The organism is Janthinobacterium sp. NKUCC08_JDC, from assembly GCF_019345575.1.
Taxonomy (GTDB): domain Bacteria; phylum Pseudomonadota; class Gammaproteobacteria; order Burkholderiales; family Burkholderiaceae_D; genus Janthinobacterium; species Janthinobacterium aestuarii.
Genome location: NZ_JAHKQW010000002.1, coordinates 651,827 through 677,527 on the forward strand (window position 1 = coordinate 651,827; position 25,701 = coordinate 677,527).

The 25,701-nt window shown below is 47.6% G+C and carries 20 protein-coding genes; all 20 read right to left on the reverse strand.

Annotation, left to right across the window (positions count from 1 at the left end):
- Positions 1-160: 160 nt before the first annotated feature.
- The gene (locus KO538_RS08975; RefSeq protein WP_219328063.1) at positions 161-988 is read right to left on the reverse strand and encodes an IS5 family transposase; all 828 of its coding nucleotides are present in this window, start codon (positions 986-988) and stop codon (positions 161-163) included.
- Positions 989-1,055: 67 nt separating this feature from the next.
- Complete coding sequence (locus KO538_RS08980; protein WP_219328064.1) at positions 1,056-3,053, reverse strand: acyltransferase family protein; 1,998 nt, start codon at positions 3,051-3,053, stop codon at positions 1,056-1,058.
- Positions 3,054-3,240: 187 nt separating this feature from the next.
- Entirely contained in the window at positions 3,241-4,479 is a 1,239-nt protein-coding gene (locus KO538_RS08985; protein WP_219328065.1) for a glycosyltransferase family 4 protein, read from the reverse strand.
- 181 nt (positions 4,480-4,660) lie between these two features.
- Complete coding sequence (locus KO538_RS08990) at positions 4,661-5,845, reverse strand: glycosyltransferase family 4 protein (RefSeq protein WP_219328066.1); 1,185 nt, start codon at positions 5,843-5,845, stop codon at positions 4,661-4,663.
- Positions 5,846-5,922: 77 nt separating this feature from the next.
- A complete protein-coding gene (locus tag KO538_RS08995; RefSeq protein ID WP_219328067.1) occupies positions 5,923-7,161 on the reverse strand; it encodes a hypothetical protein in 1,239 nt (412 codons plus the stop codon).
- A gap of 261 nt (positions 7,162-7,422) precedes the next feature.
- The gene (locus KO538_RS09000; protein ID WP_219328068.1) at positions 7,423-8,310 is read right to left on the reverse strand and encodes a glycosyltransferase family 2 protein; all 888 of its coding nucleotides are present in this window, start codon (positions 8,308-8,310) and stop codon (positions 7,423-7,425) included.
- Positions 8,307-9,440, reverse strand: coding sequence for an NAD-dependent epimerase/dehydratase family protein (locus KO538_RS09005; RefSeq protein ID WP_219328069.1), 1,134 nt, complete (start codon positions 9,438-9,440; stop codon positions 8,307-8,309). Before KO538_RS09005 ends, KO538_RS09000 begins: the two co-directional genes overlap by 4 nt.
- 16 nt (positions 9,441-9,456) lie before the next feature.
- On the reverse strand, positions 9,457-10,104 hold the full coding sequence (locus tag KO538_RS09010) for an acyltransferase (RefSeq protein ID WP_219328070.1): 648 nt from the start codon (positions 10,102-10,104) through the stop codon (positions 9,457-9,459).
- Positions 10,105-10,198: 94 nt separating this feature from the next.
- Positions 10,199-10,849, reverse strand: a complete 651-nt coding sequence (locus tag KO538_RS29635) for an acyltransferase (RefSeq protein WP_307788874.1) — start codon at positions 10,847-10,849, stop codon at positions 10,199-10,201.
- Between the two features lie 2 nt (positions 10,850-10,851).
- Positions 10,852-11,682, reverse strand: coding sequence for a glycosyltransferase (locus KO538_RS09020; protein WP_219328071.1), 831 nt, complete (start codon positions 11,680-11,682; stop codon positions 10,852-10,854).
- Position 11,683: 1 nt separating this feature from the next.
- The gene (locus KO538_RS09025) at positions 11,684-12,949 is read right to left on the reverse strand and encodes a hypothetical protein (protein ID WP_219328072.1); all 1,266 of its coding nucleotides are present in this window, start codon (positions 12,947-12,949) and stop codon (positions 11,684-11,686) included.
- A 145-nt stretch (positions 12,950-13,094) separates the two neighbouring features.
- Positions 13,095-14,012 carry a transketolase family protein gene (locus KO538_RS09030; RefSeq protein ID WP_219328073.1) on the reverse strand — a complete coding sequence of 306 codons (918 nt, stop codon included), beginning with the start codon at positions 14,010-14,012 and terminating at the stop codon, positions 13,095-13,097.
- Positions 14,009-14,818 carry a transketolase gene (locus KO538_RS09035; protein ID WP_257620235.1) on the reverse strand — a complete coding sequence of 270 codons (810 nt, stop codon included), beginning with the start codon at positions 14,816-14,818 and terminating at the stop codon, positions 14,009-14,011. The genes KO538_RS09030 and KO538_RS09035 overlap by 4 nt, the downstream gene beginning before the upstream one ends.
- A gap of 11 nt (positions 14,819-14,829) precedes the next feature.
- Positions 14,830-15,915: an NAD(P)-dependent oxidoreductase gene (locus tag KO538_RS09040; RefSeq protein WP_219328074.1), complete on the reverse strand. Its 1,086-nt coding sequence runs from the start codon at positions 15,913-15,915 to the stop codon at positions 14,830-14,832.
- A 12-nt stretch (positions 15,916-15,927) separates the two neighbouring features.
- On the reverse strand, positions 15,928-17,253 hold the full coding sequence (gene rfbH / locus KO538_RS09045; protein ID WP_219328075.1) for a lipopolysaccharide biosynthesis protein RfbH: 1,326 nt from the start codon (positions 17,251-17,253) through the stop codon (positions 15,928-15,930).
- Between the two features lie 30 nt (positions 17,254-17,283).
- Complete coding sequence (rfbG, locus tag KO538_RS09050) at positions 17,284-18,351, reverse strand: CDP-glucose 4,6-dehydratase (RefSeq protein WP_219328076.1); 1,068 nt, start codon at positions 18,349-18,351, stop codon at positions 17,284-17,286.
- A complete protein-coding gene (gene rfbF, locus KO538_RS09055) occupies positions 18,351-19,121 on the reverse strand; it encodes a glucose-1-phosphate cytidylyltransferase (protein ID WP_219328077.1) in 771 nt (256 codons plus the stop codon). Before rfbF ends, rfbG begins: the two co-directional genes overlap by 1 nt.
- Positions 19,122-19,207: 86 nt before the next feature.
- Positions 19,208-20,422 (reverse strand): GNVR domain-containing protein, encoded by a 1,215-nt coding sequence (locus KO538_RS09060; RefSeq protein WP_219328078.1) that lies wholly within the window; start codon positions 20,420-20,422, stop codon positions 19,208-19,210.
- Positions 20,423-20,559: 137 nt separating this feature from the next.
- Positions 20,560-22,470 carry an SLBB domain-containing protein gene (locus tag KO538_RS09065; protein WP_219328079.1) on the reverse strand — a complete coding sequence of 637 codons (1,911 nt, stop codon included), beginning with the start codon at positions 22,468-22,470 and terminating at the stop codon, positions 20,560-20,562.
- A 51-nt stretch (positions 22,471-22,521) separates the two neighbouring features.
- The gene (locus KO538_RS09070) at positions 22,522-25,443 is read right to left on the reverse strand and encodes a YjbH domain-containing protein (protein ID WP_219328080.1); all 2,922 of its coding nucleotides are present in this window, start codon (positions 25,441-25,443) and stop codon (positions 22,522-22,524) included.
- Positions 25,444-25,701: the final 258 nt, after the last annotated feature.

The window sequence follows — 25,701 nt, forward strand, 5'->3', positions numbered from 1 at the left end:
CCAGCAAGGCCGCATGATTGATCGTAACCAGAAATATCCAGTTACGATCAATCAAATATGGCACGCCATCGGCAACATAAAATCGCCACTGATCAAATGATGCAATCGTAGATTTCGCAAATCCAATATATATAATATCACTTAGAGACGGTTTAATAACTTAGCGGAAATTTAGTCGATGCAGCAGCAGCGATCCCATGGCCAAGTAAATCATGTTTTCCGACACGTCAATGCGCTGTTCATAGTCGCGCACCAAGCGTCGGTAACGCATCAGCCATGCAAACGTTCGCTCGACCACCCAGCGCCTTGGCTGAACAGCGAAACCTTGCTGCCGCTGCAGGCGCCGCACGACCTCCACCGTAAAGTCGAGAAACTCTGCCTTGTCCATCAGTTGTCTGCGGTCGTATGCCGCATCCCCAAACAGATGCTTCACCCACGGCCAGCGTTTGACCAAGCCGTCGAGTACCATCTGAGCACCAGTGGAGTCGGCGATATCGGCTGGTGTCAGGTTCATCGCCAGCAAGCGACCATCCGTGTCGACCGCGATATGGCGTTTGCGCCCGCTGACTTTCTTGTTGGCGTCATAGCCTCTCGTTCGTGCCCCTGGCGCTTTCACTCTGTGGCTATCGACAATGCCGGCACTCGGCAGCACCTCCCGCTCATTGGACAAGCGATCAAGCATCAGCGCCAAGTCATGAATGGTGCGAAACAGCATGCGCCGCATCAGTCGCCGGAACCAGTAATAAACCGTCTGATAGGGCGGAAAATCATTGGGCAGCATGCGCCACTCGCATCCAGATCGCACCATATAACGCAGCGCATTGATCACTGCGCGCAGATCCGTCTTGCGAGGTCTTCCCGTCTTCGCTTGCTTCGGCAACAGCGCTGCGATCAGGTGCCACTCTTCATCTTTCACATCCGTAGGATAACCACGTTTGAGCGATGTCCGTACCTGTTGATGCTTGCTACGATTCTCTTGTGTCCACATGACAGCTACTCCAAAACGTCAAAGACGCTTTGACACAAAAGTTGCTATGAAGTTTTTAAACCGTCACTTAAGGCGCAGTCAAATATTGGTTAAGCTTTCGCCCGACAAGTCCTGCGGCATAATCTGATATATGATCGGTATACCCGTAGAGTAAACGTCCATTTTTTGTCATGGAACAAGACTCAGAAGCGGTATCGCAAAGAATATCTGTTGTATCGAATATTCGAATCTTCTCCGGATTCAAATCCTTCACTTTCAACAACAGTTCCCTGTATTTCTTAGCCGATTTTATCTGATCGGCAATTTTCATCTTACATTCAACTTTTACATTTCCATTGATGATTTCATCAAAAAACTCAGGATGCAATCTTCTTGGCAAACAATCGTTTGGATCTTTGAAAGTCGGGTTATCTATTACAAATACTATCGTTTTTCCAGTCAAAAGAATTTTTCTTGTGAAATTTTGAACACCAGCTAATGCAATATCAAAATTCTTATTTTCTTCCAAATCATCTATAGAATATATATTATTTAACGAGAAAATCCCACGCGTTGCGGCGGCTATGACTACCGTCTCGAACTCTGGATTAGCCGCAATCTTCGCCACTGCAGCTATCGCATTTTTCTGATAATCTTCATAAATTTTTTCATTGGACAAAATTGGTGTCACAGGACCATTTCTACCATTACCACCAATTAGCGACCAACGCCCGTTTTTATCAGAAGTTCTGATCAACCCAGGATATAGTGCCAACGCCTTGCTATCTCCAATCAACGCATATCTCGGTTTATCACGTCGGTCACTGGTGCAAATCGAGAAATTCACATCAAGATCAGTTCTATTTTGTCCGCATCCAGCAACGATCTGACCTTGGTAACCGCCATCATATCCGGAAATACTAACCGCATTATCAGCCAAGAAAGATCTTGGCAATCCGCCCTTCCCTTCCTTAAAAAATGAAAAAATACCTATTGCACCGATTACCATGAGCAGCGCGGTCAGAGAATAATAATTTTTTTTAGATGATTTACCGAACCGAATTGGAGTCTCAATAAACTTGTAGGTCAGCCAGGCCATAATAATCGATAGCAATATCAAACAGCAGATCAAATTCGTATTGACATGGCCATGCCATAATATTCTAGCAAAAGACAATAATGGCCAATGCCAAAGATAAAGAGGAAAGCTAATCAAACCGAACCAGATCATTAAACGCGTGGATAATATTTTTCGATTTATCCAAGCATCCGGGCCAGCCATGATAAGGCAGGCTGTCGCAAACGTCGGCAATAATGCCCACCAACCAGGAAACACAGCTTCTTTAGTTATGCAAATTAATGCAATGAGCAAGGTTAGTGTACCAAGCAATGACAACTGATCAGCATAACGTTTAGTAAACCGGAAAGTTCTAACTTTCTCAAATATGCTCAAATATGCCAAAAAAGCACCAATCAGCAACTCCCAAAAGCGCATGTGGGGCATATAGAATACGGCATTTGAATCAGCCTCAGCATTCCAAACATTCAAAGAAAAAGAAATGGCAATACCAGAAAGAATAACCAATTTAAGGTTAATATTTTTCTTCCAAGATAACCAGAGAACCAGTGGCCATATGATGTAAAACTGCTCTTCAATTCCCAACGACCATAAATGAAGCAAAGGTTTTAAATCTGCAGTCACATCAAAATATCCATTCTCTAGGAAGGATACAAAATTCGATAGAAATATTGCCCCCCCAAAGATATGTTTATTAAGCCCCTTAAATTCATTTGGAAATAAAAAATGCCATCCGAAAAAGTAACAAAAAACCAAAACAACTATTAGAGATGGAAATATTCTTTTTGCGCGCCGTAAATAAAAATCAAAAAAACTGAATTTTTCATCAATTAAAGATTCAAACAAGATCGTCGAAATCAAAAACCCGGACATTACAAAAAATATATCAACACCGACAAATCCGCCTGGCAAATAATTTGGAAATCCATGAAATATAACGACACATAGGACGGCAACAGCACGTAAACCATCAATATCGGGGCGGTATTTTTTGTGGTGCTCAAGCATCGACTCGGCAATTGGATTTGAATAATTATTCATTGTATAAAAAAAGAACCATATCAAAAAATTCCATAAGCAGTATTTGATTCGACAAAACTTACCAAGATCCAAAAAACAATATAGACAAAATAAAGTATGCGAAATCTCTAAATAATTTCAGAGTAAGTTATTCAATTAAAATACATTGTTAATATTAATTAAAAATATCATCATATCGGTCAAAAATTGAATCCTTTGCGTATATATCGTCAAATAATTTTTTGCAATTTTTAGAGTAATACTTATTTTTGACAGGGTCACACAATTTCAATACGGAGTCACTGAAATCTTCCCATGTGTTGGCCAATTCACCATGTACGCCATGAATAAAGTCGATCCCTTCGACCCCAATATCGGTTGAAATAATTGGCAAAGAACATGCTAAAGAATCGATTATTTTTAATTTAACACCTGAACCAAAAGCCAAAGGCGCAATCAAAGCGCAGGCATTAGATAGCAGCGGTGATAATTCTTCTACACGTCCCAGAAACTTTACTGCTTGACCAAAGGGCTGGCCACACTGTTTGAGTTCGTCTGTTACTCCGCCACCGATGATAGTCAGTGTTGCGACAGGATTGTGTACTAATACTCGTGGAAATACCGATGTTAAAAAGACCTTCAATCCCGCCACATTATGCGGTAAATTCATTGAACCTAAAAATATGAAGTTAGGCTTCTCATCCCAATTTCGCGCCACGATTTCGGTCGCAGGCAAAAAAGGTGGAATGGCTGCAAGGCGCATCTCACCATGACGTTTCTTGAAATAATCGACCTCACTGGAACTGATCAACAGCGAAATATCGCAATCAGCAGTAGCCCTGATCTCTGATTTTTCTATAATATCCGCTTCATATTTAAGGATAAATTTTTTCAAAGGATCAAATTTATCTACTGCAAATCGCAAAGATGAAGGTATATTTTTTTCAAAATTACCAAATACGCCGATCGATTTGAGATCCGAGGCAGCCATACGCATATATCTCAACGAGAATAAGTCATCAAGATAAACAATCTTGCGCGCATCAGAAAATTGCAGATTATTTACATATTGTGCCAGCCGTACAGTATCAAAAATCACCATATCCGGCTTATGCTCGGCTATAAGAGCCTGCATTCTGTCACGGATTTTGCGACTGTAAAAAAAGCACTCTTGAATACTTTTTTTACGCCTCAATAAAGTGTAATTCAATATATTTGAAATTATCACCAGCCGTGATGGTCGCCCAATGGTTTCTACAATATTATCACTTCCAAGGAATTCACCAATCACTGCCACATTGAAATATTTTCCATGCCTTTCCTGTAGGTAGTCGAATATACCGGAAAGTACAACACTTTTACCATTATTACGGGGTGACGGATCAATTGTCGTAAAAAAAAGGACTTTCATCATTTATAATCCTATTGCTGAAAAAACCGGAATGGCCAAGAACCATTCCGGTTTTTTTATATTTAAATTCGAATAAAAATAGTATTTTCTCGAAAGTCGTCCCCGAAAATCTCGCAAAAAACTCAATTTTTAAAATTAATTTTATCAATGGAAAGCCAGAATACTCTTCCAAAAACGATTCACATCAATAATCATCTTCTTCTAAAGCCTTGATATAGTTGAACATATATTCATCATGCTGAGTAAAGTTATGTTCCAATACTTTCTTTGAACGATGCAGGTTTAAAATACCTTGCAGAATCTCATCAAAATAGATATTAGAAAATTTTTCCACCAAATCATCAATATCTTGATAAGAGAATCTTGTATCCTCAACCAACTCTGCCTGACCACACGAGTTTGGTACTAAAGTCAAACATCCAAGACGCTGCAATTCTAATGCAGAAATTCCGTAATGCTCAAATAGCGCGCAATGTAATCCCCATTTGCAGGAGGAAATCACTGATTCCAGTTGTTCACGATTCAGTCCCTGCCTCCATTCCACATAACTCTTGTCTGAAATCAGTTTATTGATATCCGCAGTGTATGCCGCATCGGCGCGACCAACAATCAATAAATTAACGGCTATACCACGCTCTCTTATTTTCTTTACAAATTCAATAGCGAATTCAATCCGCTTGCCAGGCACGACACGCCCTAACACGACCACGGTATCACGGCGTTCCGACCACCAATTTCCAAGTACATCATCGGCAAAGCATTGTTCTGTCTTCGCACCCATATAAGTATAATCCGCCACTATTTCAGGATAATGTCGTCTCACCTGACCCATCGTCCACTTGGAGTTTGCAAGGGCCGGAATTTTCTCAACTTGCTGTTGGTTCCAACCTGAAATGAGACGGCATGACTGTACATATACCATGCGTGCCAGTCTGCGGCTTAACTTGTGTGCTTGTTCCCCAAGATAGGTCAAGCTTTCAGAATCATGAAAAAAAATCGGCACATGAATGAATTGGAAATTTTTCTTCCCACTGACTGTCAATTCTCCATAACTCGAAACAACAAGATCATATTGGGATACGTATGATTTTGCTGCACGTAATGCCAACGCGTATCGCAGCAAGGACACCTTGCGGGATTTAATAAGCGTCTGAAGAAATGGAAATGCCCGAATGACTTTCAAGCGGGTTTCATCAATAGCAATACCAGACCAATCAGATAACGACTTGACATTAAGAGCACCACCACAGTGCACCACATCGACGTCATATCCAGCTCGCATTAACGTATTAATTGCGCGGATAGCGAAGAGTTCCGCGCCGCCGAAACTATATAGATCATTGTGAATCAAAAGACATTTTTTTTTCATTATTTTCAGTTCTTATTTACAAAGCACTTGAACACTTATACTGAGCCAGATCATGAATAAAACACATTAGCAACATATCAACCGGGATTTTTTTTCACATACCCCTGATGTATAAGATAAGAAATAACAAGCCAGTAAAATGGATAAGTAATTGCGGCCTGCCATAATGAGCAAATAAGCAGAAAAGCAATGACAAGCATTCGAAATTCACGCGGCAAATCAATCAGCGGCTTTAAAATAAATAGAAAAATTATAAAATAGAAGAACAGCCCTATATAACCGCCATATAGTACTATATTAAAAAATGGAGTTTGCGCAGAAGACCCCTTGTCAATAATATCGATGGAACGAAATGCACTGCTTAACCAATCCGGATAAATTTGCGATGACGGCCCGGCAAAACCAAATGTACCAGTACCAAAATACGAACCAATTCCCTCATACCAACCAGCAGCATTTGATATAAAGCGGACTACAGAAGAGGGTTCAAGCAATAGCCAATTCGCAAGAAAGTCACCATCAAAAGCAGAAAGCGCAAAATTAAAAAAAATTCCTAGTCTGGAATTTTCTTTAAACATGATAGACGCGGCAACGGCTGCAAATGTGAGGAGCATCAATACATATATAGTAATTTTTGATTTTATGGATTTCCCACCGTGCATTATGAACTGATTCAGCAATATAAGCATGGCAAATATAATCCCGGTGATAGACAGGGTAGCCACCAATAAAACTGCTATTATCGCGAATAAAAAACCTTCACCATCTTTTATTTTATCGGTAGATCTATTCAATAAATACATGATGTACAAACCAAACAAATTCAGTGAAGCATATGAAGGCTCAGAGGAAAAAAATGAGTTAAACCCATAATAATAAAGCGTTCCTCTGGGGAAAAATAGTCCCAACATTGCACGTGTCGGAGATGACGCCAGTAATCCACATATAATTACTAAAAACAACAAAATAACAACCCAACGCATTACCCATAAATTACATAAAGGGATCAACCGCCAGCCAAAAAGGATATAGCTTATCAATACAAATATTTTCAGCGCGGATGCCAGATCAGCAGCATTGCCGAACGCCAGACCAATTGCCGTCATCAATAAAAGTATGGCTGCCACCAGCATTAGTCGAAATGACAATTTTCCATCCTGTAGAAATACCATCATTGTCAGGGCCATCAATACAATTGGCTGATACTCCCCCATAGGCAATACTTCCAAATTAACAGTCAAAAATCCGAGCAATAACAGGAAAGATAGCAGTAGATCTCTTGGCGCCAGTGGTATTTTTTTAAATATATTATTCATTGATAAATCCAGAATGTTGGTCTTGCCACGTCAATTTCAGTACGCTCAGCTCGTATATTCATATTTCGTTGCACTCTTGTTGCAATAAACGCCATAGAATTGTGCTACGAAATATTATGTGCGGACGCCGCTTAAGTCAGGCACCGATATTTCAGGCTAAATCTGTCACCTTGGAAACCAGTTTTAATTTTCCATAATAAATTCTGGCGCAATCACTATCCCCATTCTCATATTTTAGATAATCAACAGAATTATTGGCACTTATGGCTTCATTTTCAATCCATCACGTGTTCCACGATAAAATGAAGAAAATAATTTTTTCGTAAACAAACGCCATTTCAGAAGGCGTGTAAGGTAAAAATAAGTAAATGCCACTATTTTATGTATTGGCGAAAAATTCTTCTTGATGAAATAAATTCGATTACGATGGCCGTAGTAAATTGAGAATGGGGAAGTTCCCCCGCCTGTACTACTGCTAACTTTATGCCATACCTGGCCTGCCGCCCAATAATAGACTTTATATCCAGCCAAACCTGCACGCCAGACAAAATCAGTATCGTCATGGTAGACAAAATATTTTTCATCCATGATGCCTACAGTATCAAAAACCGAGCGATGAATGAGCATAAAACAAGTCGGCGCGTATTCTGTGTAACCATCCTTATCATACTGGCCGGCGTCTTTCTCTCCTTCGCCAGTATGATTGGTAGTGCCTATCCATCGATTAAAAACACCTCCGGCACACCAGATTTTTCCCGAATCAAAAAAATATATTTTAGGAACAATCATTCTTTCCTGGCGCGCATCAGCCAATGCCAGCATTCCTCCCAACAGACCAGGATTATTAAACTCAATATCATTATTGAGCAATAAAACATATTCACATCCCATTTCCAATGATAAATTAATACCCTGGTTGTTTGCCGCGGCCACACCTACATTCGAGGCATTATGTATCAATGTCACGTTCTTGAAACCGTATTGCTCAATCAATTCTTGTGCTTTCACATAAGAACGATCATCTAGACTATTATCAATAATAAATAACCAATAATCCTGCATCTTTTGCTTTGACAGGCTTTCAAAAAATCCCGGCAATACCGATTCGCTATTGAATAGTACGGTTACCAGTCCGGTATTGACTGTCATTTGTACAAGCCTCGCTGTTTCATCTCGGCAATGCTTGCCTCATAGGCATCTGCCTGCACCGCCTGCTCATTGACCCATTCGGTGAACAACTTGATACCTTGCTCAAAGCCGACCTTTGGTTTGAACCCGAGCAAACGTGTCGATTTTCTTAAGTCGGCATAATTATGTCGGATATCACCTAATCGATAAGCGCCAGTTACCTTGATTGGTACATCGACGCCATAAGCATGCACTAGTGACTGCGCAACCGTCAGCACATCGGTGGCGACGCCAGCACCAATTCCGAATACTTCGCCATCGGCCTCACCCTTTGTTAACGCTAAGGCAGTCGCAGCAACAATATCGGAAATAAAGACGAAGTCACGACTTTCTTTGCCATCTTCAAAAATGTTCAAGCCATTGCCATTCTTGATACGTGTTGAAAAAATGGACAGGATGCCCGTGTAAGGATTACTCAAGGATTGACCAGGGCCGTACACGTTCTGATAACGCAGTGCAGTAGCACCAATGCCCAGTGAGGCACATACCGTCATTACCATCTGTTCCTGATTCTGTTTGGTAATGCCATAGACTGAAGATGGATGAATCTTTGATTCCTCATCAGTTGCCAACAAGCTCAATGGTGCACCGGTATCAGGACACAGCGGTTCAAAGCGGCCGGCCTGCATGTCTTCATCCTTGCGCGCACCTGGATAGACGATACCGAGCGCCTCGGAGCGATATTTCCCTTCCCCGTAGATTGAACGGGATGATGCAACCACGACCTTCTTGACCTGATACTTCCCATTCGCCAAAAGGTCTAACATCAGACCTGTTCCACCAATATTCACGTCAACGTAGCGCTTTATTTCATACATAGACTGGCCGGTGCCGGTCTCAGCGGCAAGATGTACAATGGCATCCTGTCCTGGTAAGACTTCACGCCAGGCCGCTTCATCACAAACACTTCCGACGACAAAACGAACCTGATTTTTGATGCTTTGGTACAAAGGCGAAGATTCAGCCGGGTCAATGCCGTGAATTTGTGGGGACAGGTTATCCAGCACGGTAATCTCATGCCCTAGCTCAATCAGATGAAGAGCCAGATTTGAACCAATAAAGCCTGCACCGCCTGTAATAAGAATATTCATCTTGCTTTCCAAAAAATTATTTAATTATTGTTTCCCAATGCTTATCATCAGCATTATATTTTTTTATCAGTTTAGCCGGGGAACCCGCGACCACAGAAAATGACGGAAAACTTCGCGTTACCACACTATTTGCAGCGACGACGCATCCTTCACCCAAGGTTACTCCACTGCCAATAAACGAATTAGCGCCGATCCAGCATCGATCACCGATAGTAATCGGCCCTTTTGATACCAATTCAGTGTCTAATCTGGACTTCTTGATATCTTCATATCCGTGATCAAAATCTGTCAAAAATACGTTGGGGCCAAACACAACCTCTTCGCCAATATTCATAGTAAAAGCTGCAGTCAGATTAAGATATCGATTTGCAAAAGTTCGCTTGCCGATATTAATCCTGCTACGGTAATCCTGGCTGCCGTAACGTTTTACCGCATACAATATTGCTCCACGCTCAATTCGAACTTCATCGCTGACAAAAATGCGATTGGCACCAAAAACCTGATCTGGTTTCTTTATCCAGGATCTATTACCTATCTTCCCAAAGATCAAAGAATAAATAACACGACTCTTTATTCTTGCTAATATAACTTGAAAGCATGAATAAAAATCAAAAAAGTCCATTCTTTTGAATTTAGAATATTTCCTTGAAAATATATCCAGCACAAAAACTCCATAATATTATTTATTATAAATACCTGCATTTCATCATTTAAAAATAGAACAGGTTGAAGCAAATAACTATCTCAAGAAAATAATATCAACCTCTTTCCCATTGTTTGCGCTCAAAAGAATATCTTTTGATTAACCTTGCGGGATTTCCGGCAACTGTAGAATATTCCGGTACATCTTTTGTAACGACTGCGTAGGCTCCGACTACAGCGCGTCGGCCAATTCGGACATTGGGCAAAATGATCGCTCCATAACCGATCAACACACCTTCGCCTATTTCAACATAATTATTTTCAGCATCAATTCTGTCAGCTATTTTTCCAGAATCTAAGACATCGGTATGCGGATGATTTACATCGACAATTGCCGCGCCGGCAGCGATAGAAACGTTATCGCCAATCAATATATTGCAGCCACACACGATATGAACATTTTGCTCGATATTGACATTATTTCCAATAGTCAACTTAGGAGCGGAATGATCGTTGGCGATGACAACTTCCAGGCGCACGCCTTGGCGGATAACTACTAAATTTCCAATAAAAATTCTATGTGGATTTACAATCAGCAGAGGTTTGTAAATTGCCACCGAACGCCCGGCAGAGCCAAAAATGAATTGATAGAAAAGAAGAAATTTTATTTTTGAACAAATTAAATCAATGCGATTTTTTATTTTATAAAAATTTAATCTATTTATTTTACATTTACTCATAATCCCATTCCATTTCGGCGAAAACATCTTTATTTTCTCTGAATTTTAAGCATTCTTTCGCGCTCTACATTATTTAGTTTTTCAATAATTTCACCTGAAATATTATTTCTTTTCTCATATATTTTCATTAACAATATACTTTGATAATACATCATTTGCAAAACGAAGAACATGCCAGGCTTACCCGCTTTATAAGCCCGCCCAAGTATATAATTCTTCAGGAAATTTTTTGCAAGGTGCAAAAAAAGTCTGAAACTACTAAAATCCGAATGCTCTTGCGCTTGTATATCTGTATATTTGTCTATAGTTGCCAGATAAGACTTGGCAGTATTTGATATGAAATGCCTAACATAATATTTCTTTGCGTCAAGGTAATATATCTGATCTTTCTCCACGGTACTGCGTCCAAAATTATGTATTTTGTTACCGGTAAAATCCAAGGCGTTCTTTTCAAATACACGATTCAAACGATCAGCATAAGCTTCGTGACAGAATTTTCCATAATAGTAATTTTTTCTTGCTATATTAATAATTTTATGTTTGCCGGATGTCACTGCTGCGATTACGGCATTCAGGCTTTCCTCGTCGAGTAACTCATCTGCAAACGCCCAATATATCCAAGGAGTAGCGACCGTATTTTTAATTAGCGCCACCGTATTTTCGTCTTCGACCCAGCCTGGATTTTTATGCAATAAAACTTCGGCGCCATGTCGCTCAGCTATAAGTTTTGTATCATCGGTACTGTAGTTATCTACAACCAAAATACGAGCCCAGCCTGAAAAATTCCGCAGCACCCGTTCAATTCTATTTTCTTCATTATATGTAAAAATTACAAATGTCAATTTATCACAGAACTTCATTTCACTTCCCGTTCATAATTTTTTGCAGACGTATAACATGCACAATAAGGAATGCACCAATAAATATCTGAGATAGAGCAATTGGCACACCGATCGCAAAAGCGTTTTCCGGCCAAAAATACAATGCCAAATAACCGCCGGCCATCGATCCAAGCGCCGCGGCAATATTGCAAAATATGGCTGACTTTGCTGCGTTATTCAGCATTAAATATACTGTCGCGGCACCAATCACTAAATTACCCGCTTCGACCAACACTCCGAAACCGATAGCATTGGCATACTCTATATAATCATTCTTTGTTAAAAATAACAGTAAATACTTTCCAGTCAAAGTCGCACCTATGCCGACAATGAGTGCCAGAATCAGCGCGTTGCGGATATATGTAAGTGTAAATACTCCCTTACTGGCATAAATTTTTGGCAAAAATATCTGTGAATAGACTGAGGAAATTGCCCCCATGCCAGCGCTACCCAAATTGGTCACGACCACATATATTGCGGCAGTCGCCGGCGCCCCCGCCCATACATACATTAATCTGTAACTCTGCAATTGTGCCAAATTGCAAATTGCGCTAACTGAAATGGCATATGAACTTCCGAATACCGTTTTAAAGTCATCGAAGCCTTCATTCAGCCAGTTATACTCCAACCTTTTTAAAGAAAAGAAACCGATAATCAAAAATTCAAGTAAAAAAGCCAGTATCGAAGAATAGAGCAAGGCACCTGATGTCGCGTTTCCATAATTAGCAACCAACATAAATAAACCAAGGCGCGCGCCGCCTTCGAATACCAACATCATGACGACAAATACCTTGAATCCACGATTATTAAGCAATCCACGCGAGGAACTGCAGAGGTAGAAAAGGACCGAGGTGACATAAATTCCAAATATGTCGGTGGCATGTATTTTCCCCAAATACAACAGAGGTAATCCGACAAAAAGGCATAAAATAAGAGCAATGAAACATACTACCTTATTCAATTTCCACAAGGCACCGAATGGTATCACTTTGTCCGACAATGCAAGTTTAGCTTGCATGTAGTAGTCAATCGGCACAAATATGATCGCATTCATCACATATGACAAAGTCACCAGATAAAAATATCTGCCAATCTCCTCCGTGGAAAGGTTATTGGTATAAATCTTTATATAAGCAAAACCAACCGCAATCGATAAAAGTCGCAAACCAATGACAATTCCGTTTTCAATAAGACTCTGCCTCTTGCTACTAAGCATGCTATTCTTCATCGTGATGGCAACTACCATCGACAGCGTTCTTTAAGTAAAAACAAATTCGTTGCAATATCATGTCATTTTCCTTCATCACACGCAGCAGACCATAGCTGTCCGAGCTCTAGCAGGCCCGGCTCATTTGTCGGCAAGAGACGGACAGCCAGCGTCAAAATTACCTTTATAATTTCAACTTGTTTTTCAAACTCGCCAACAAGAAGTCCTTGTCGAGCTGATGTTCGCGCATCAAGTATTCATAACTTCCGCACTTTTCGGAAAAGCGATCCTGCATACCACAACGGATCACGCGCGGTTTTGCACCTGTGGATTCGCTGACTATTTCGGCGACCAGCCCACCAATGCCGCCGACATTGCTATGCTCTTCAAGCACTACCAGATTTTCAGCGGTGGCGGCGAGTGCCAGCAGTTGCTGATGATTAAGCGGTTTGATACCAGGCATGCTCCACACAGCACAGTCATCAAGTTCTTGCGCTAGCTTCATAGCGGTTTGCACCATTGAACCGGTGGCTAGCAACACGGTCGACAAATTACCGCCAATACGTACAGGCAACAGATCGCCCATTAACGCTGTCGGAGGGCACTCGTGCGTTATGCCAACATCGGATTTGCCAATCCTGATGTACGTGGGCGCAGTAAATTCAAGTGCATGGTCCATCACGTATGCCATCTCGTATGCGTCCGATGGCGACAGAATCTGAATGTTGGGAATAGGACGCAGCATGGCGATGTCTTCGGTTGACTGATGGCTGCTACCCAAGCTGCTATAAACGACACCGGCGCCATCACCAATAAACACGACGGGCAAATTTTCATAACATACATCCATCTTGATCTGCTCAAGCACACGTACCGGCACGAAGGCGCTCAGCCCATAGACAATGGGCTTAAAACCGGCTTTTGCCAGCCCCGCTGCCACACCGACCATGTTTTGTTCGGCGATGCCGGCATTGATGAATTGTGCCGGGCAGCGCTGACGGAATTCGTCAAATAACGCGTAGCCGTGGTCACCTGTCAGCAACAGAATTTTCGAGTCTGCCATAGCGGCATCGACAATCGCTTTTGAAAATGCTGATCTCATTTAAATTGCTCCAACTCGGCCATCGCGGCGCCAAATGTGTCTTCGGTAAGGCGGGTGTAATGCCAGATATTTTGATTTTCCATGAAGGACACGCCTTTGCCCTTGACGGTCTTGGCGATAATCGCTTTCGGTACGCCATTTTTACTTGCTTTCAATTGCATCAAAGCATTATCGAGCGCCGCTTCATCGTGACCGTCTACGGTAACTGACTCAAACCCGAATGCTTCGAATTTAGTATGCAGGGAACCAAGCTCCATCACTTCAGATGTTGTCCCCATTGCCTGGAAACCATTTTCATCGACGATCACGATCAGATTATCGAGAGCCCAGTGCTTGGCAAACAGCATCGCTTCCCACATCGGACCTTCATTCATTTCGCCGTCGCCAACAACTGCGTAGCAGTACTGGTCGGTCTTTCCCAGCTTTGCTGCGAGAGCCATACCGGTACTAACCGATAGGCCATGGCCCAGGGAGCCCGATGTTACTTCACAACCTGGCACGTGCGCGTCTGACAAACCTTTTAGGCGAGATCCATCGCTAAAATAATTGTCCAAGTCGCTTCTAGGCAACCAACCTTTTTCGTGCAGGCAGGCATACTGCGCCATCACGCCATGCCCTTTGCTGAGCACCATGTAGTCACGTTGTGCCGCATGTGGGTCGTTGCCGGGATAACGTAAATGATTGCGATAAAGTACCGCCATGATCTCGATGATGGAGAAGGCGCAGCCGATATGTACAGTCGATCCGGCATATGCCATCTGCAGCACAGTAGCGCGAAGTTGAGATGAGTTAAATTCAGACATCATGAATTTCCGGATTAAGCACGACTGGAAGAAGACCGCATAATCGTCCAGTCGACGGTTTTACGTATGGCCGAGGATAAATCGGTATGAACGAACAGCTTCAAATCGCGACGTGCCTTATCGATATCAGGCACATAACGTTGTGCCGGTACGCCAGGTAGGGCCGCAATACTGACAGAAACGCGTTCTTCGCCAAGCACCACGCTCGACACGGCCGCCGCCAACTGGCGAATCGATAATGCTTGGTCGGAACCCAGGTTATAGGCTTGGCCAGCGGCGCCGTCGATGAGTATAGTCAGCAGCCAGATCACCATATCGGCGGTATACAGATACGAGCGATAGGCTGTCCCGTCGCCACCAACCTTGATTTCTTTACCAGCCATGGCGTCACGAATGAAATTGCCAGCTGCAAAATGGGCATCCAGCGGAAGGTAAGGGCCAAGCAATGCAAATACCCTGGCGACGCGAGTCTCCAGCTGGTGCTCAGCTGCAGCACATTGCACCAGCCATTCGGATACCCGCTTGCCCTGGCCATAAGCAGTGCCAGGTTGCAAGATATCCGGCGCGCCCACGTAACTTTCCGGGATATGCGTCAAGTCGTCTGGCTGCCGGCCATACACGGCGCCCGAGCTGGTCAGTAGGTATCGACGCGCCTTGCATCTGACTGCCAGATCCAGCGTTTGCTTGGTACCGTTGACAATATCGTCAAATACCTTTTGCGGTTTGCTACTGGCGTGGGTGACATCCGTCGCAGCGTGCAACACTATATCGACAGGCTCATTGAAAAAGCCGAGATCCGTAACATCGCCCTGTACCAGCTGCAGCGAAGGATAGCATGCCAAGTGTGGTGCCTTGGCCGAGAATGCAGCCGGGTTCCTGGTCAGGATCAACAAGCTAAGCCCAAGTTGAAAGTACTTGTCCGCCCACAACAACGTTTCCAGCAACCAGCAGCCGATAAAGCCTGTGCCACCGGTAATGAAAATACGCTGTCCGCTCAACCCCCGCCACACGGCGGGAGAGGTATGCTTCTGGATCAGGAGCAAATCGTCCGTCGCAATACCAGGGGCGTAAGTACGGCTCTCAGATGGTTCTTGAGACATCAACTGGCTTGATTAAAAGTTTACGCCAAAGAACTCTTCAATCTTGCTGATCGAGAAGTCCATCATTTCCTTGGTCAAGCCAGGGAAGACGCCAATCCACAGGGTATCGTGCATGATGCGGTCCGTATTTGTCAGCTCGCCAGAAACACGGTAGTTGCGGCCAATCATGTAAGGTTGGCGTGTCAGATTGCCAGCGAACAGCAGGCGTGTGCCAATCTTGTTTTGATCGAGGAACGTCAACAGGTTGACCCGGTCCACATTAGCCTCAGGGCGCAGGGTAATCGGGAAACCGAACCACGATGGATCCGAGTTCGGTGTCGCCTCTGGCAAGATCAGGAATTCCTCGCAGCTTTTCAGACCGTCCTTCATGTAGGCGAAGTTGTCCTTGCGCGCCTGAACGAAGCCAGCCGCGCGATCCATCTGCGCCAGACCGCAAGCGGCCTGCATGTCGGTGATTTTCAGGTTGTAGCCCAGGTGGCTGTACGTGTACTTATGATCGTAGCCTTCCGGCAGGGTACCCAGCTTGCAGCAGAAACGCTGGCCGCAGGTGTTGTCCTTGCCCGGCGCGCAATAGCAATCGCGGCCCCAGTCGCGAAACGATTCGGCAATCGCTTTCAGTTCCGGATTATTGGTAAACACCGCGCCGCCTTCGCCCATCGTGATGTGATGCGCAGGGTAGAAACTCATGGTACCGATATCGCCGAAGGTGCCGCACATCTGGCCGTTGTAGGTGGCGCCCAGGGCGTCACAGCAATCTTCCACCAGCCACAGATTGTATTTTTTGCAGAGCGCGACGATGACTTCCAGATTGAACGGATTGCCCAGGGTATGGGCCAGCATGATGGCCTTGGTTTTATCGGTAATGGCCGCCTCGATCTTGCTGGCGTCGATATTGTAGGTGCCCAGCTCGACGTCGACGAAGACAGGTACGGCGCCAAATTGCAGGATCGGATTGACGGTAGTCGGAAAACCGGCCGCCACACCGATGACTTCGTCACCCGGCTGAATGGCGCGCGCGCCCAGTTTTGGCGATGTCAGCGCCGAAAAGGCCACCAGGTTGGCCGACGAACCGGAGTTGACGGTGATCAGGAATTCGACGCCAATGAACTTGGCCAGGCGCTTTTCGAATTCATCGTTGAAGCGACCGGTGGTCAGCCAGGCGTCCAGCGACGCTTCGACCATCAGGCCCATCTCAGGGGCGCCAACGACTTTACCGGCCGGTGGAATCACCGTCACGCCAGGTTCGAATGGCTTCGGCACGCTGGCCAGTGCGCCGTATTGCGCCACCAGAGCAGCGATCTGTTCGCGGATTTGTTGTTGGGTCAGTTGTTCACTCATGATGCAGCCTTCAATTTATTAGGTAATTAATTAGGTATTTTGATAGGTGGCGATTTGCGCCAGCGTCATTGCACGCATGTCGGCCCCTTGGTCGCACGCCTTATGCCACTCGACGATCTTGGCGATGGTCTGGCCGATGTCCCAGCGCGGATGCCAGCCCAGCTGGCCGCGCGCCTTGGAGCAATCAAGCTTCAGATAGGTCGCTTCGTGTGGATGATCCTGGCCATCGAGCGACCAGGAGGCGCCAGCGCCCCACTCTTGCGTCATGCGCTCGATAATCCACTCGACGGGTTTCGCATCGGTGTCGTGTGGACCGAAATTCCAGCCTTCGGCATGCACGGTGCCTTCCGTATACAACTTTTCCGCCAAGGTCAGATAGCCGCTCAGCGGTTCGAGCACGTGCTGCCATGGACGGATGGCGTGGGGGTTGCGGATCAGCACCGGCTCGCCAGCGCCAATGGCGCGCAGCATGTCGGGAATCAATCGATCCAGCGCCCAGTCGCCACCACCGATGACGTTGCCGGCGCGAGCGCTGCCCAGGGCCACGCCGTGCTCGGCGTATTTGTCCGTATGGAAGAAGGAACTGCGATAGCCGGCTGTCACCAGTTCGGCGCAGCCCTTGCTGTTACTGTAGGGATCGTAACCACCCATCGCCTCATTTTCGCGGTAGCCCCACGGCCATTCGCGGTTTTCGTAGCACTTGTCGCTGGTGACGTTGACCACTGCGCGCACGCCAGGCGTGGCACGCACGGCCTCGAGCAGATTGACCACACCCATTACGTTGGTGGAATACGTTTCCACTGGATTCACGTACGAGTAGCGCACCAGCGGCTGTGCCGCCATGTGAATGACGATATCCGGGCTGGCTGAGGCCATGGCGCGCTTGATGGCGTCGCCATCACGCACGTCGCCGATGACCGATTGCATGCCGTGCGCGACATTGGCCACTTCAAACAGGCTGGGCGTGGTAGGCGCTTCCAGTGCGTAACCGGTCACGTCGGCGCCAAGCTGCTGCAGCCACAGGCTCAGCCAGCCACCCTTGAAGCCGGTATGACCAGTGAGGAAGACGCGCTTCCCTTGCCAAAATTCCATGTTCATCAGGAAACCTTCCAAGGAGCCTTACCCGACTGCCACAGCTCTTCCAGATGCACTTTGTCGCGCAAGGTATCCATCGGTTGCCAGAAGCCGCGGTGGAAAAAAGAATCCAGCTGACCTTCGGCCGCAAGACGCTCCAGCGGCTGCTTCTCCCATGTCGTGCTGTCGTCAGCGATGTAATCGATGACCTTCGGCGAAAGCACAAAATAGCCGCCGTTGATCCATGCCCCATCGCCTTGCGGTTTTTCCTGGAAGCTATTGATTTTCTGCCCATCGAGGATTAACGCGCCGAAGCGACCAGGGGGCTGGGTCGCGGTCAACGTTGCCATTTTGCCGTGCGCCTTGTGGAAAGCAATCGACTCAGTGATATTGACATCGCTAACGCCATCGCCGTAGGTGAAGCAAAACGCCTCTTCCCCTTTCAGGTACTGCCTGACACGCTTCAGGCGGCCACCAGTCATGGTCTCGTCGCCGGTATCGACCAGCGTGACCTTCCAAGGTTCAGCATTGCGCGCATGCACTTCCATCTGATTATTCTGCATATCGAACGTTACGTCCGAGGTATGCAAAAAATAGTTGGCGAAATATTCTTTGATGACATAGCCCTTGTAGCCGCAACAAATAATGAAATCATTAACGCCATGCGCCGAATATGTCTTCATGATATGCCACAGAATCGGCTTGCCACCAATTTCCACCATCGGCTTTGGTTTGGTGGAAGTTTCTTCACTAATACGTGTACCCAAACCACCGGCGAGAATGACTGCTTTCATTTTTTCACCAAAAATATATTTTAAAAACAAGAAAAATCTTTAAATCAGATTCAGACAATAAAATTCATATGAATGGAAAATTATTTTTACCAAACTTTGGATAACTTTACCCAACGCTCTCTCGATTTCTCACTTCTCCGTGAAAAACGATAAAATTCACGCATAAAAATAAAAAATACAGAAAAAACAAAGCCAACAATCACAGCACCCAGCATGATAAAAATTCTTCTCGGCTTTGATTTTTTCTCTGCTGGAACAGCCTTATCCAGTATCTGAATATTTGAAGATTCTTTCGCCTCGTCGATCTTGGCCAACTCATACTGTTTCGAAAGCAATTCAAAAATCGTCTCGTTATACTTAACATCGCGCAATCCACGAATATATTCCACTCCAATGTCTGGCAATTTCGATGTCGACACAAGTGCATCTCCATTCCTGCTTTCTGGACCTCGCTTTAATTTTTCAACTTGGCCCTGTAGCCCTTGAATTTCCTGTTGCAGGCGAATAACTTCCGGATTATTATTAGTTGCAAAACTTCGCATGGATCCAAGTTGCACCTCTTTCGCAGCAATCGTGCCCTCAAGCTGTGCCACATTGGAAATAATTCCTCTTACCTGACCTTCAAGCTGAATAATTCCGGTATCTTTTTGAATATTACGCAAAGCAATCTCAGATTCAGCAAGATCATTTTTTGCCTTCACCAACTGCTTTTCAAAGAACAAGCGCCGTTGTGAAGCATCTGTAATTGCCAGGTTCTGCGTCAATGCGGATAATTCGGCAACATATGAATTTGCTAATTCTGCGGAAAATTTTGCATCAGTATCTTCGACCGCAATCGAAATAATTCCTGACTTTGCGCTCGAAATATCAACTATTCCTGCAAGCTTCTTCCGGGCGTCATCGAAGGTATCCACCTCAAACTTCTTCTTCAAATCAAATTTATTAATCAGATTATCAGCCACAGTCCGGCTTTCCAACATGCCGACATAAAGATCGTTCGGATTTTTCAATCCGGCGATACCTCCAGCGGCACCAGCCAGACCTCCCAGCTGTCCCAACATTGCTGCCATACCTGCCCCTTGTTGCTGTTGCGGAGGCAGAATGGCAGACTTCGACAAAAATTTCGGACTGATGATGAAAAATGCCGCCGCTACCCCAACTAACAGGCAAAACAGGGGGGTAAGAAATAGCAATTTCTTATTTTCACCAAGTAGCACAAGAAAATCCAGGATATGAATTTCATTATCTTCCTTAATCGCAAGCACGTTCTCTTTTATTTCCACCATTTGCTCAGACATCATTTTCTTTCACGTAACAGTCTATTTTAAAGCCAGAACATAATTTTGATTTAATCAAATCGTAACAATATGGCTACGCATTCATTGCGACAAGTTATTAAAAGTCAAAATTAACGGCAAATGAAATATGATATTTTCAATCAGTCTTTCAATACCTTCAAACCAGCGGCACCCAAACCAAACTGATAGAAAATTGCTGTCCAGTCTTTCACGCTCTGCATGAAAGTGCTGCGATCGATTTTCTCTGGCACGACCACAGTATCGCCTGGATTGAGCGCATTACCGCCAATGCCACCGAACCAGCCGCTGGCTTGACTACTAGCGGCTGTACCATCGGCACGAATCACATATATTTCAGACTTGTCCGCATTGGATGTAACACCACCAGCCTGCCTCACATAATCGTTTACCGTACGTTGTGGACGGTAAACGAAGGCGTTTTGCTGGAAGACGGAACCCAGCACATCGACAGTGCCGGGACGGCGCGGAATCAGAATGGAATCGCCGTCCTGCAGCGGCAGATCGGGAAGGTTTTTGACCTGCGTGTCGACACCTGGCAAATCGAGAACAATGCGGCCCTCAGCCTTGATACTGCGCAGTTTTTGTGCGATACGGCGCTGCTGCTCGACTTCGGCCACAGCCTTCGCCGCGTTATCCTTATCGTTGCTGGCTGCCATGCGCTGGGTGGCATTCGACTCCATGTCGCGCTCAAAACGGTCAGCTACCTGGTCCAATTTGATTTGCTGTGCACGGCGTACAGATTCACGGTTCAATTGTGTTGCGTAAAGGTAGCCGTTTTCATTGGCGCCGCCGACACGGGTGATCAGCTCGCGCAAGGTTTCACCTTTTTTCAACAGGAAAATACCGCTCTGCTTTGCTTCGCCAGCCACGCGCACGTATTCATTCTGGATTTGCGCCTGGACCGGTACGGCGCCTGGGGCAAACACGCGCAGAATATCGGTAGGCTTGACGGCAATGCCGGCCAACTGACTGCCGGACACACCTTTGTCGGCTACCAGTTCCAGCACGGTTTTATATTGATTATCGATGTTTTTTTCGACCACGATCTGCTTGGTTTCAGCCGCCGAATCGAAGCCGCCGGCCCAGCTCAGTACATCGGCCAGTGTCGCGGTACCTTTCAACTCGAAAATGGCCGCTTGCTTCACGTTGCCGGTCAAGGCCACCAGCGGACCCACCTCAGGAATATAGATCACGTCGCCGTCGCGCAAGGTGACGTCGCGGCTCTTGTCACCGCTGACCAGCATGTCATACAGGTCGAAGGTGCTGACGGTATCCTTGCCACGCTTGAGCTGGATATTGCGCATGCTGCCGGTGGCGTCCGGACCGCCCGAAGTAAACAGGGCGTTGAGCAGGGTGCTCATGGAATTCAAGGTATACGTGCCAGGACGGACAGCATGGCCGACCACGTACACTTGCACGGCGCGCGTTTGCGCAATGCTCGCCGTCAGGTCGAAATTGGTGTAGATCTTGCCAATGGCTTTCTTCAGGTAACCCTGCAAGTCCTTGTACTGCACGCCGCTGACCTTGATGGAGCCAACGCGCGGGATGAAAATCGCGCCGCTGCGGTCAACCGTGGCGCTGACGTCGATGTCAACCATGCCCCAGCCGCGTACCTGCAGCTCGTCACCCGTGCCGATCACGTATTCCTGGTTCACCTGGACACCATCGAGCGGTGCGAAGGTGGACGGCACATCACTGAACAGATCCTTGCCGAAGATGCTCAGTTTTTTGCCTGTCACGCCATCGACATACTCTTCGAAAGCACCGGCCTTGGTACCTGTCGCAGCCTGCTTGCTGAGATTATTGGCAGCCAGCGCTTTCTCCTGGCGCGGATCACTGCGGCCGCTACGGATACTCGGCAAGGTACCTGCACCCGACTCGCTTGCCTGTGCGCGAGACAGGTTCGAGCGCGACATGTCAGCCATGTCCATGTCCTGCCCTGCGGCGTAGGCAGAACTTGCGCCCAACAGGCAAGCCGAGAAAATGAGATGTTTCACGAAAGGCGGGGAAGTACGAAATTGCTTTTTCATGCTGGTCTTTGTCTGGATGAATGTTGTATGAGTAAAGGGAGCGCCATGCGCTTAATACTTGCCCTGCCAGGTCACGCTGATTTCTTTCGGTCCGGGATTGATCGACAGGCCCGATTTGCTCTGGTCGCGCTGCGCGTGCCACAGCCAGCTGCCCATGGCGTAGCCCAGGATGCCGCCGGCGACCGTGTCGGAGACCCAGTGCTTGCGGCCAAACACGCGGCCGGCGGAACCGACGGCGGCCACGCTGTACAGCCATGGCGCATCATATTCCTTGGCAAACGGCGTCACGGCGGCGAAACCGATCGCGGCATGCGCGGAAGGGAATGAGGAGTTCGAGCGGGAATTGCCGCTGCCGACGCGGCTCCACGTTCCGAGGTCTTCCTCTGGACGGGCGCGGCCAAACGCATATTTGCCGGCCACCGCCAAACCCGTTGCCGCGGCAACCGATTGCAGGGAAATGAGTCCCGTATTTTGCATGCGCTCATCGCCCAGGGCGAAGGCGGCGGCAGCGGCGCCCACTGCCGCATAGGGCATGGCCTTGCCCAGCTTGTCCCAGTTGCGGTAAACCTTGGAATCTTCATGTTTCTTGACAAAACGGTCGACCGGTTTGTCGGCCAGCGCGGAAGCCACCACCACACCGCCGACCACCGCCGTCGCCTTGAGCCATTCAGGGGCGCTAGGCGTAGCAGATGCGGATTGCTCCAGGCGCGCGCGCATGGCGGGCCATGGGCTGACAAACGGCCGGTCCGGCGGATTGACGGCAGGCAGATGCTGTTCGTCCGGGCGCTCGGCAAAGTTGCCCAGGCCATCGTAGCTGTGCATGTCGGCGCGCGGGCGCTCGAGCATGTCGTACAGGTCGCCCGGCGAGGCCACCATCTGCCCCACGTCGCGCGTCCATGGCGCAATGGCAAAACCGGCCGTCGATTGCGTGTCCATCGGCAACATGCTGTTCAGCGGCACGGACATGAAGATGCCACGGTCCTGGTACGGCTTCGATGGCGTGCCGGGGCTGGTGATGTCGTTGCCGTTCGTATGCGTGTACCAGGCGCCGACTTCGATGCCGGACTGGAAGCGGCGCTTGAATTCCATGCGCACGCCCGTGTCTTTTGCCAGGAAGCGGCCGGCACGCGCCGTCACGGTAATGTCGTGCGGCAAGCGGTAATGCAGGGAACCGATCGCCGTCACCGTCTTGTAGTCGCGCGAATCGAGCAAACCCTTGTAGCCTCGCTGTTGCAAGGCATCGACGGCCGCGTCGGCCGCCCAGCGGCTATCCTTCGGCAGGTACAGCACCTGGCCGCCCACGCCGCGGAACATGTCTTCATACAGGCCGGCCGACATGCGGGTATACACGCGCTCGGCAGGATTGTTGTATTTATTCAGCAAGACGCGGCTCAGCGAGAAACGCCCGCCGCGCAGATATTCCGCGATATCGGTACGCACGTGCGGCAAGTTGCTGTTCGATGGCTGCTTGACGCCCGATACCGTTTCCAGCAACTGCAGGCTGGCGGCGCTGTTCAGGTACAGGCCGTCACCGAGGCGGCGGTCGTAGTTGGCCACGGCCGAAATCGAATAGCGGAAAGCGCCGCTCGGGTCATTGAAGAAGAAGCCCACCTTGGGAGCGACCTTGAAGCGGTTCGCCTCCCGGTCCAGCGATTTGATTTGCACCACGTCGCCATCGACGCCGACGCCGACGGCCAGCTTGCCATCATCGCTCAGGACGTTGGCGGCCCTGGCGGGAGCCGGTGCGGCGGCAAGCGCGGGAGCTGCGGCAAGTACCGGCACGGGCGCAGGTGCTGGTGCTGGTGCAGTTGCAGGCGCGGCGGCAACGACGGGCGCCGGCTTGTCGAGGAATTCCTGCAGCCAGCCTTGCTGATCGTCCCGGATGACATCGCTTTTCTCCGGATAGCGCAGCAGCACGACGTCGAGGAAGGCCTTGCGGTCGATCTTGCCTGCCAAATAGTCGGTCAGTTTTGGCAAATCAAAGAATTCGTAGGTGGCGATTGGCTGGTCCAGCTTGGTATACGTGATGCGCAAGGTCGTCACGCCCTTCGGCGTAAAGGCGACAGCCGTGCGCGCGGCGCGGCCAACGGCGCGGCCCATGTTCGAAATCCGGCTGTTCGTCAGGCTCAGGCTCAGGACATTGCCCTCTTGCTCGACACGGATATTTTTATAGTCCTGTTTTACCAGAGCATTGACCAGGTCGGCGCCATACACGGGGTCGCGGTGCCATTCTTCCTTGCTCGGCAGCGGTGGCGGATTCTTGTCATCGACGAAATACGCCGGTTCGTACACCTTGGGGACAAACTCGCGTTCGCCAAATGGAATGCTGACAAAGGCGTTCACGCTGAACTGGTCGCGGCTGCGTGCCGCTTGCAGGGCAAGCCAGCCCCAGCGGTATTCCAGGCCCACGGAAGCGCCTTTACGGCGCTTGCCGGCGTCCGTTTCGCTGGCGCGGAAGTCGCGCACATAATTCGTTGTATCGTATTCCGCCACCACCGACCAGCGCGGCAGCGCAGTCGGCGTCCAGCGCGCGCCGGCAAACACGCCGTCCGGGCGTTTATGGGCATAGCCCAGGCTCGCTTCGATATTCTTGCTGGCGCCAAATGTCTTGGTGGCAACTACATATTGGCCCTTGAACAACTCGGTACCAAACAGATCCGTCATGCCGACGGCAACGGACGGCATCCACTCCGTTTCCGTCCACAGGCGCAATTTACCGTCGACGACTTTATCCTTGTAGCGGCCATAGCCACTGCCATATTCGCCGGGCACATTGGTAAAGCCAGGAATGCCCGTGATCGACACATAGCGCCCCGTCATTTGCAGGAAAGGCAGGATATTCGCCGTCGCCCACAACTGGCCATACGGGCTGTCATAGCTGTAGCCGACGCTGAAGGTGCCGTCCGTTTCCACCACGGCGCTGGGCATATTGATGTAGCCGGATTGACCACCATGATTCGGGGTCGCGGCCATCACCGAAGGCGCGCCAAGCACCAGACAGCCACACCAGGTATATTTGATTGATTTTCTGAGTACGCTTAACAAATCCGGCTACCTAAAAGATCCTGCACCTGGAATTCCTGACAATATATTCAGAAAATCAATGAGCTTGGGGAAACGTGAATGAAACGAAAAAAGGCCAACCGACGGGCATCTTGCAATGCCACGCATCAGTTCGCCACTAAAACTGGGCACTCCCGGGCAATTGATCGTTGCTTAACCATGCCTCAG

Bases quoted from the DNA above. Each gene is read 5' to 3' on its own strand.
- KO538_RS09035 (WP_257620235.1), bottom strand. From the start codon at position 14,818: ATGATGTCTGAATTTAACTCATCTCAACTTCGCGCTACTGTGCTGCAG.
- KO538_RS09005 (WP_219328069.1), bottom strand. From the start codon at position 9,440: ATGAATATTCTTATTACAGGCGGTGCAGGCTTTATTGGTTCAAATCTG.
- KO538_RS08995 (WP_219328067.1), bottom strand. From the start codon at position 7,161: ATGAATAATATATTTAAAAAAATACCACTGGCGCCAAGAGATCTACTG.
- KO538_RS08990 (WP_219328066.1), bottom strand. From the start codon at position 5,845: ATGAAAAAAAAATGTCTTTTGATTCACAATGATCTATATAGTTTCGGC.
- KO538_RS09065 (WP_219328079.1), bottom strand. From the start codon at position 22,470: ATGAAAAAGCAATTTCGTACTTCCCCGCCTTTCGTGAAACATCTCATT.
- KO538_RS09060 (WP_219328078.1), bottom strand. From the start codon at position 20,422: ATGATGTCTGAGCAAATGGTGGAAATAAAAGAGAACGTGCTTGCGATT.
- KO538_RS09025 (WP_219328072.1), bottom strand. From the start codon at position 12,949: ATGGTAGTTGCCATCACGATGAAGAATAGCATGCTTAGTAGCAAGAGG.
- KO538_RS09000 (WP_219328068.1), bottom strand. From the start codon at position 8,310: ATGACAGTCAATACCGGACTGGTAACCGTACTATTCAATAGCGAATCG.
- rfbG (WP_219328076.1), bottom strand. From the start codon at position 18,351: ATGAACATGGAATTTTGGCAAGGGAAGCGCGTCTTCCTCACTGGTCAT.
- KO538_RS08985 (WP_219328065.1), bottom strand. From the start codon at position 4,479: ATGATGAAAGTCCTTTTTTTTACGACAATTGATCCGTCACCCCGTAAT.
- KO538_RS09040 (WP_219328074.1), bottom strand. From the start codon at position 15,915: ATGTCTCAAGAACCATCTGAGAGCCGTACTTACGCCCCTGGTATTGCG.
- rfbH (WP_219328075.1), bottom strand. From the start codon at position 17,253: ATGAGTGAACAACTGACCCAACAACAAATCCGCGAACAGATCGCTGCT.
- KO538_RS29635 (WP_307788874.1), bottom strand. From the start codon at position 10,849: ATGTTTTCGCCGAAATGGAATGGGATTATGAGTAAATGTAAAATAAAT.
- KO538_RS08975 (WP_219328063.1), bottom strand. From the start codon at position 988: ATGTGGACACAAGAGAATCGTAGCAAGCATCAACAGGTACGGACATCG.
- rfbF (WP_219328077.1), bottom strand. From the start codon at position 19,121: ATGAAAGCAGTCATTCTCGCCGGTGGTTTGGGTACACGTATTAGTGAA.
- KO538_RS09030 (WP_219328073.1), bottom strand. From the start codon at position 14,012: ATGAGATCAGCATTTTCAAAAGCGATTGTCGATGCCGCTATGGCAGAC.
- KO538_RS09070 (WP_219328080.1), bottom strand. From the start codon at position 25,443: ATGGCCGCGACCCCGAATCATGGTGGTCAATCCGGCTACATCAATATG.
- KO538_RS08980 (WP_219328064.1), bottom strand. From the start codon at position 3,053: ATGCTTGAGCACCACAAAAAATACCGCCCCGATATTGATGGTTTACGT.
- KO538_RS09020 (WP_219328071.1), bottom strand. From the start codon at position 11,682: ATGAAGTTCTGTGATAAATTGACATTTGTAATTTTTACATATAATGAA.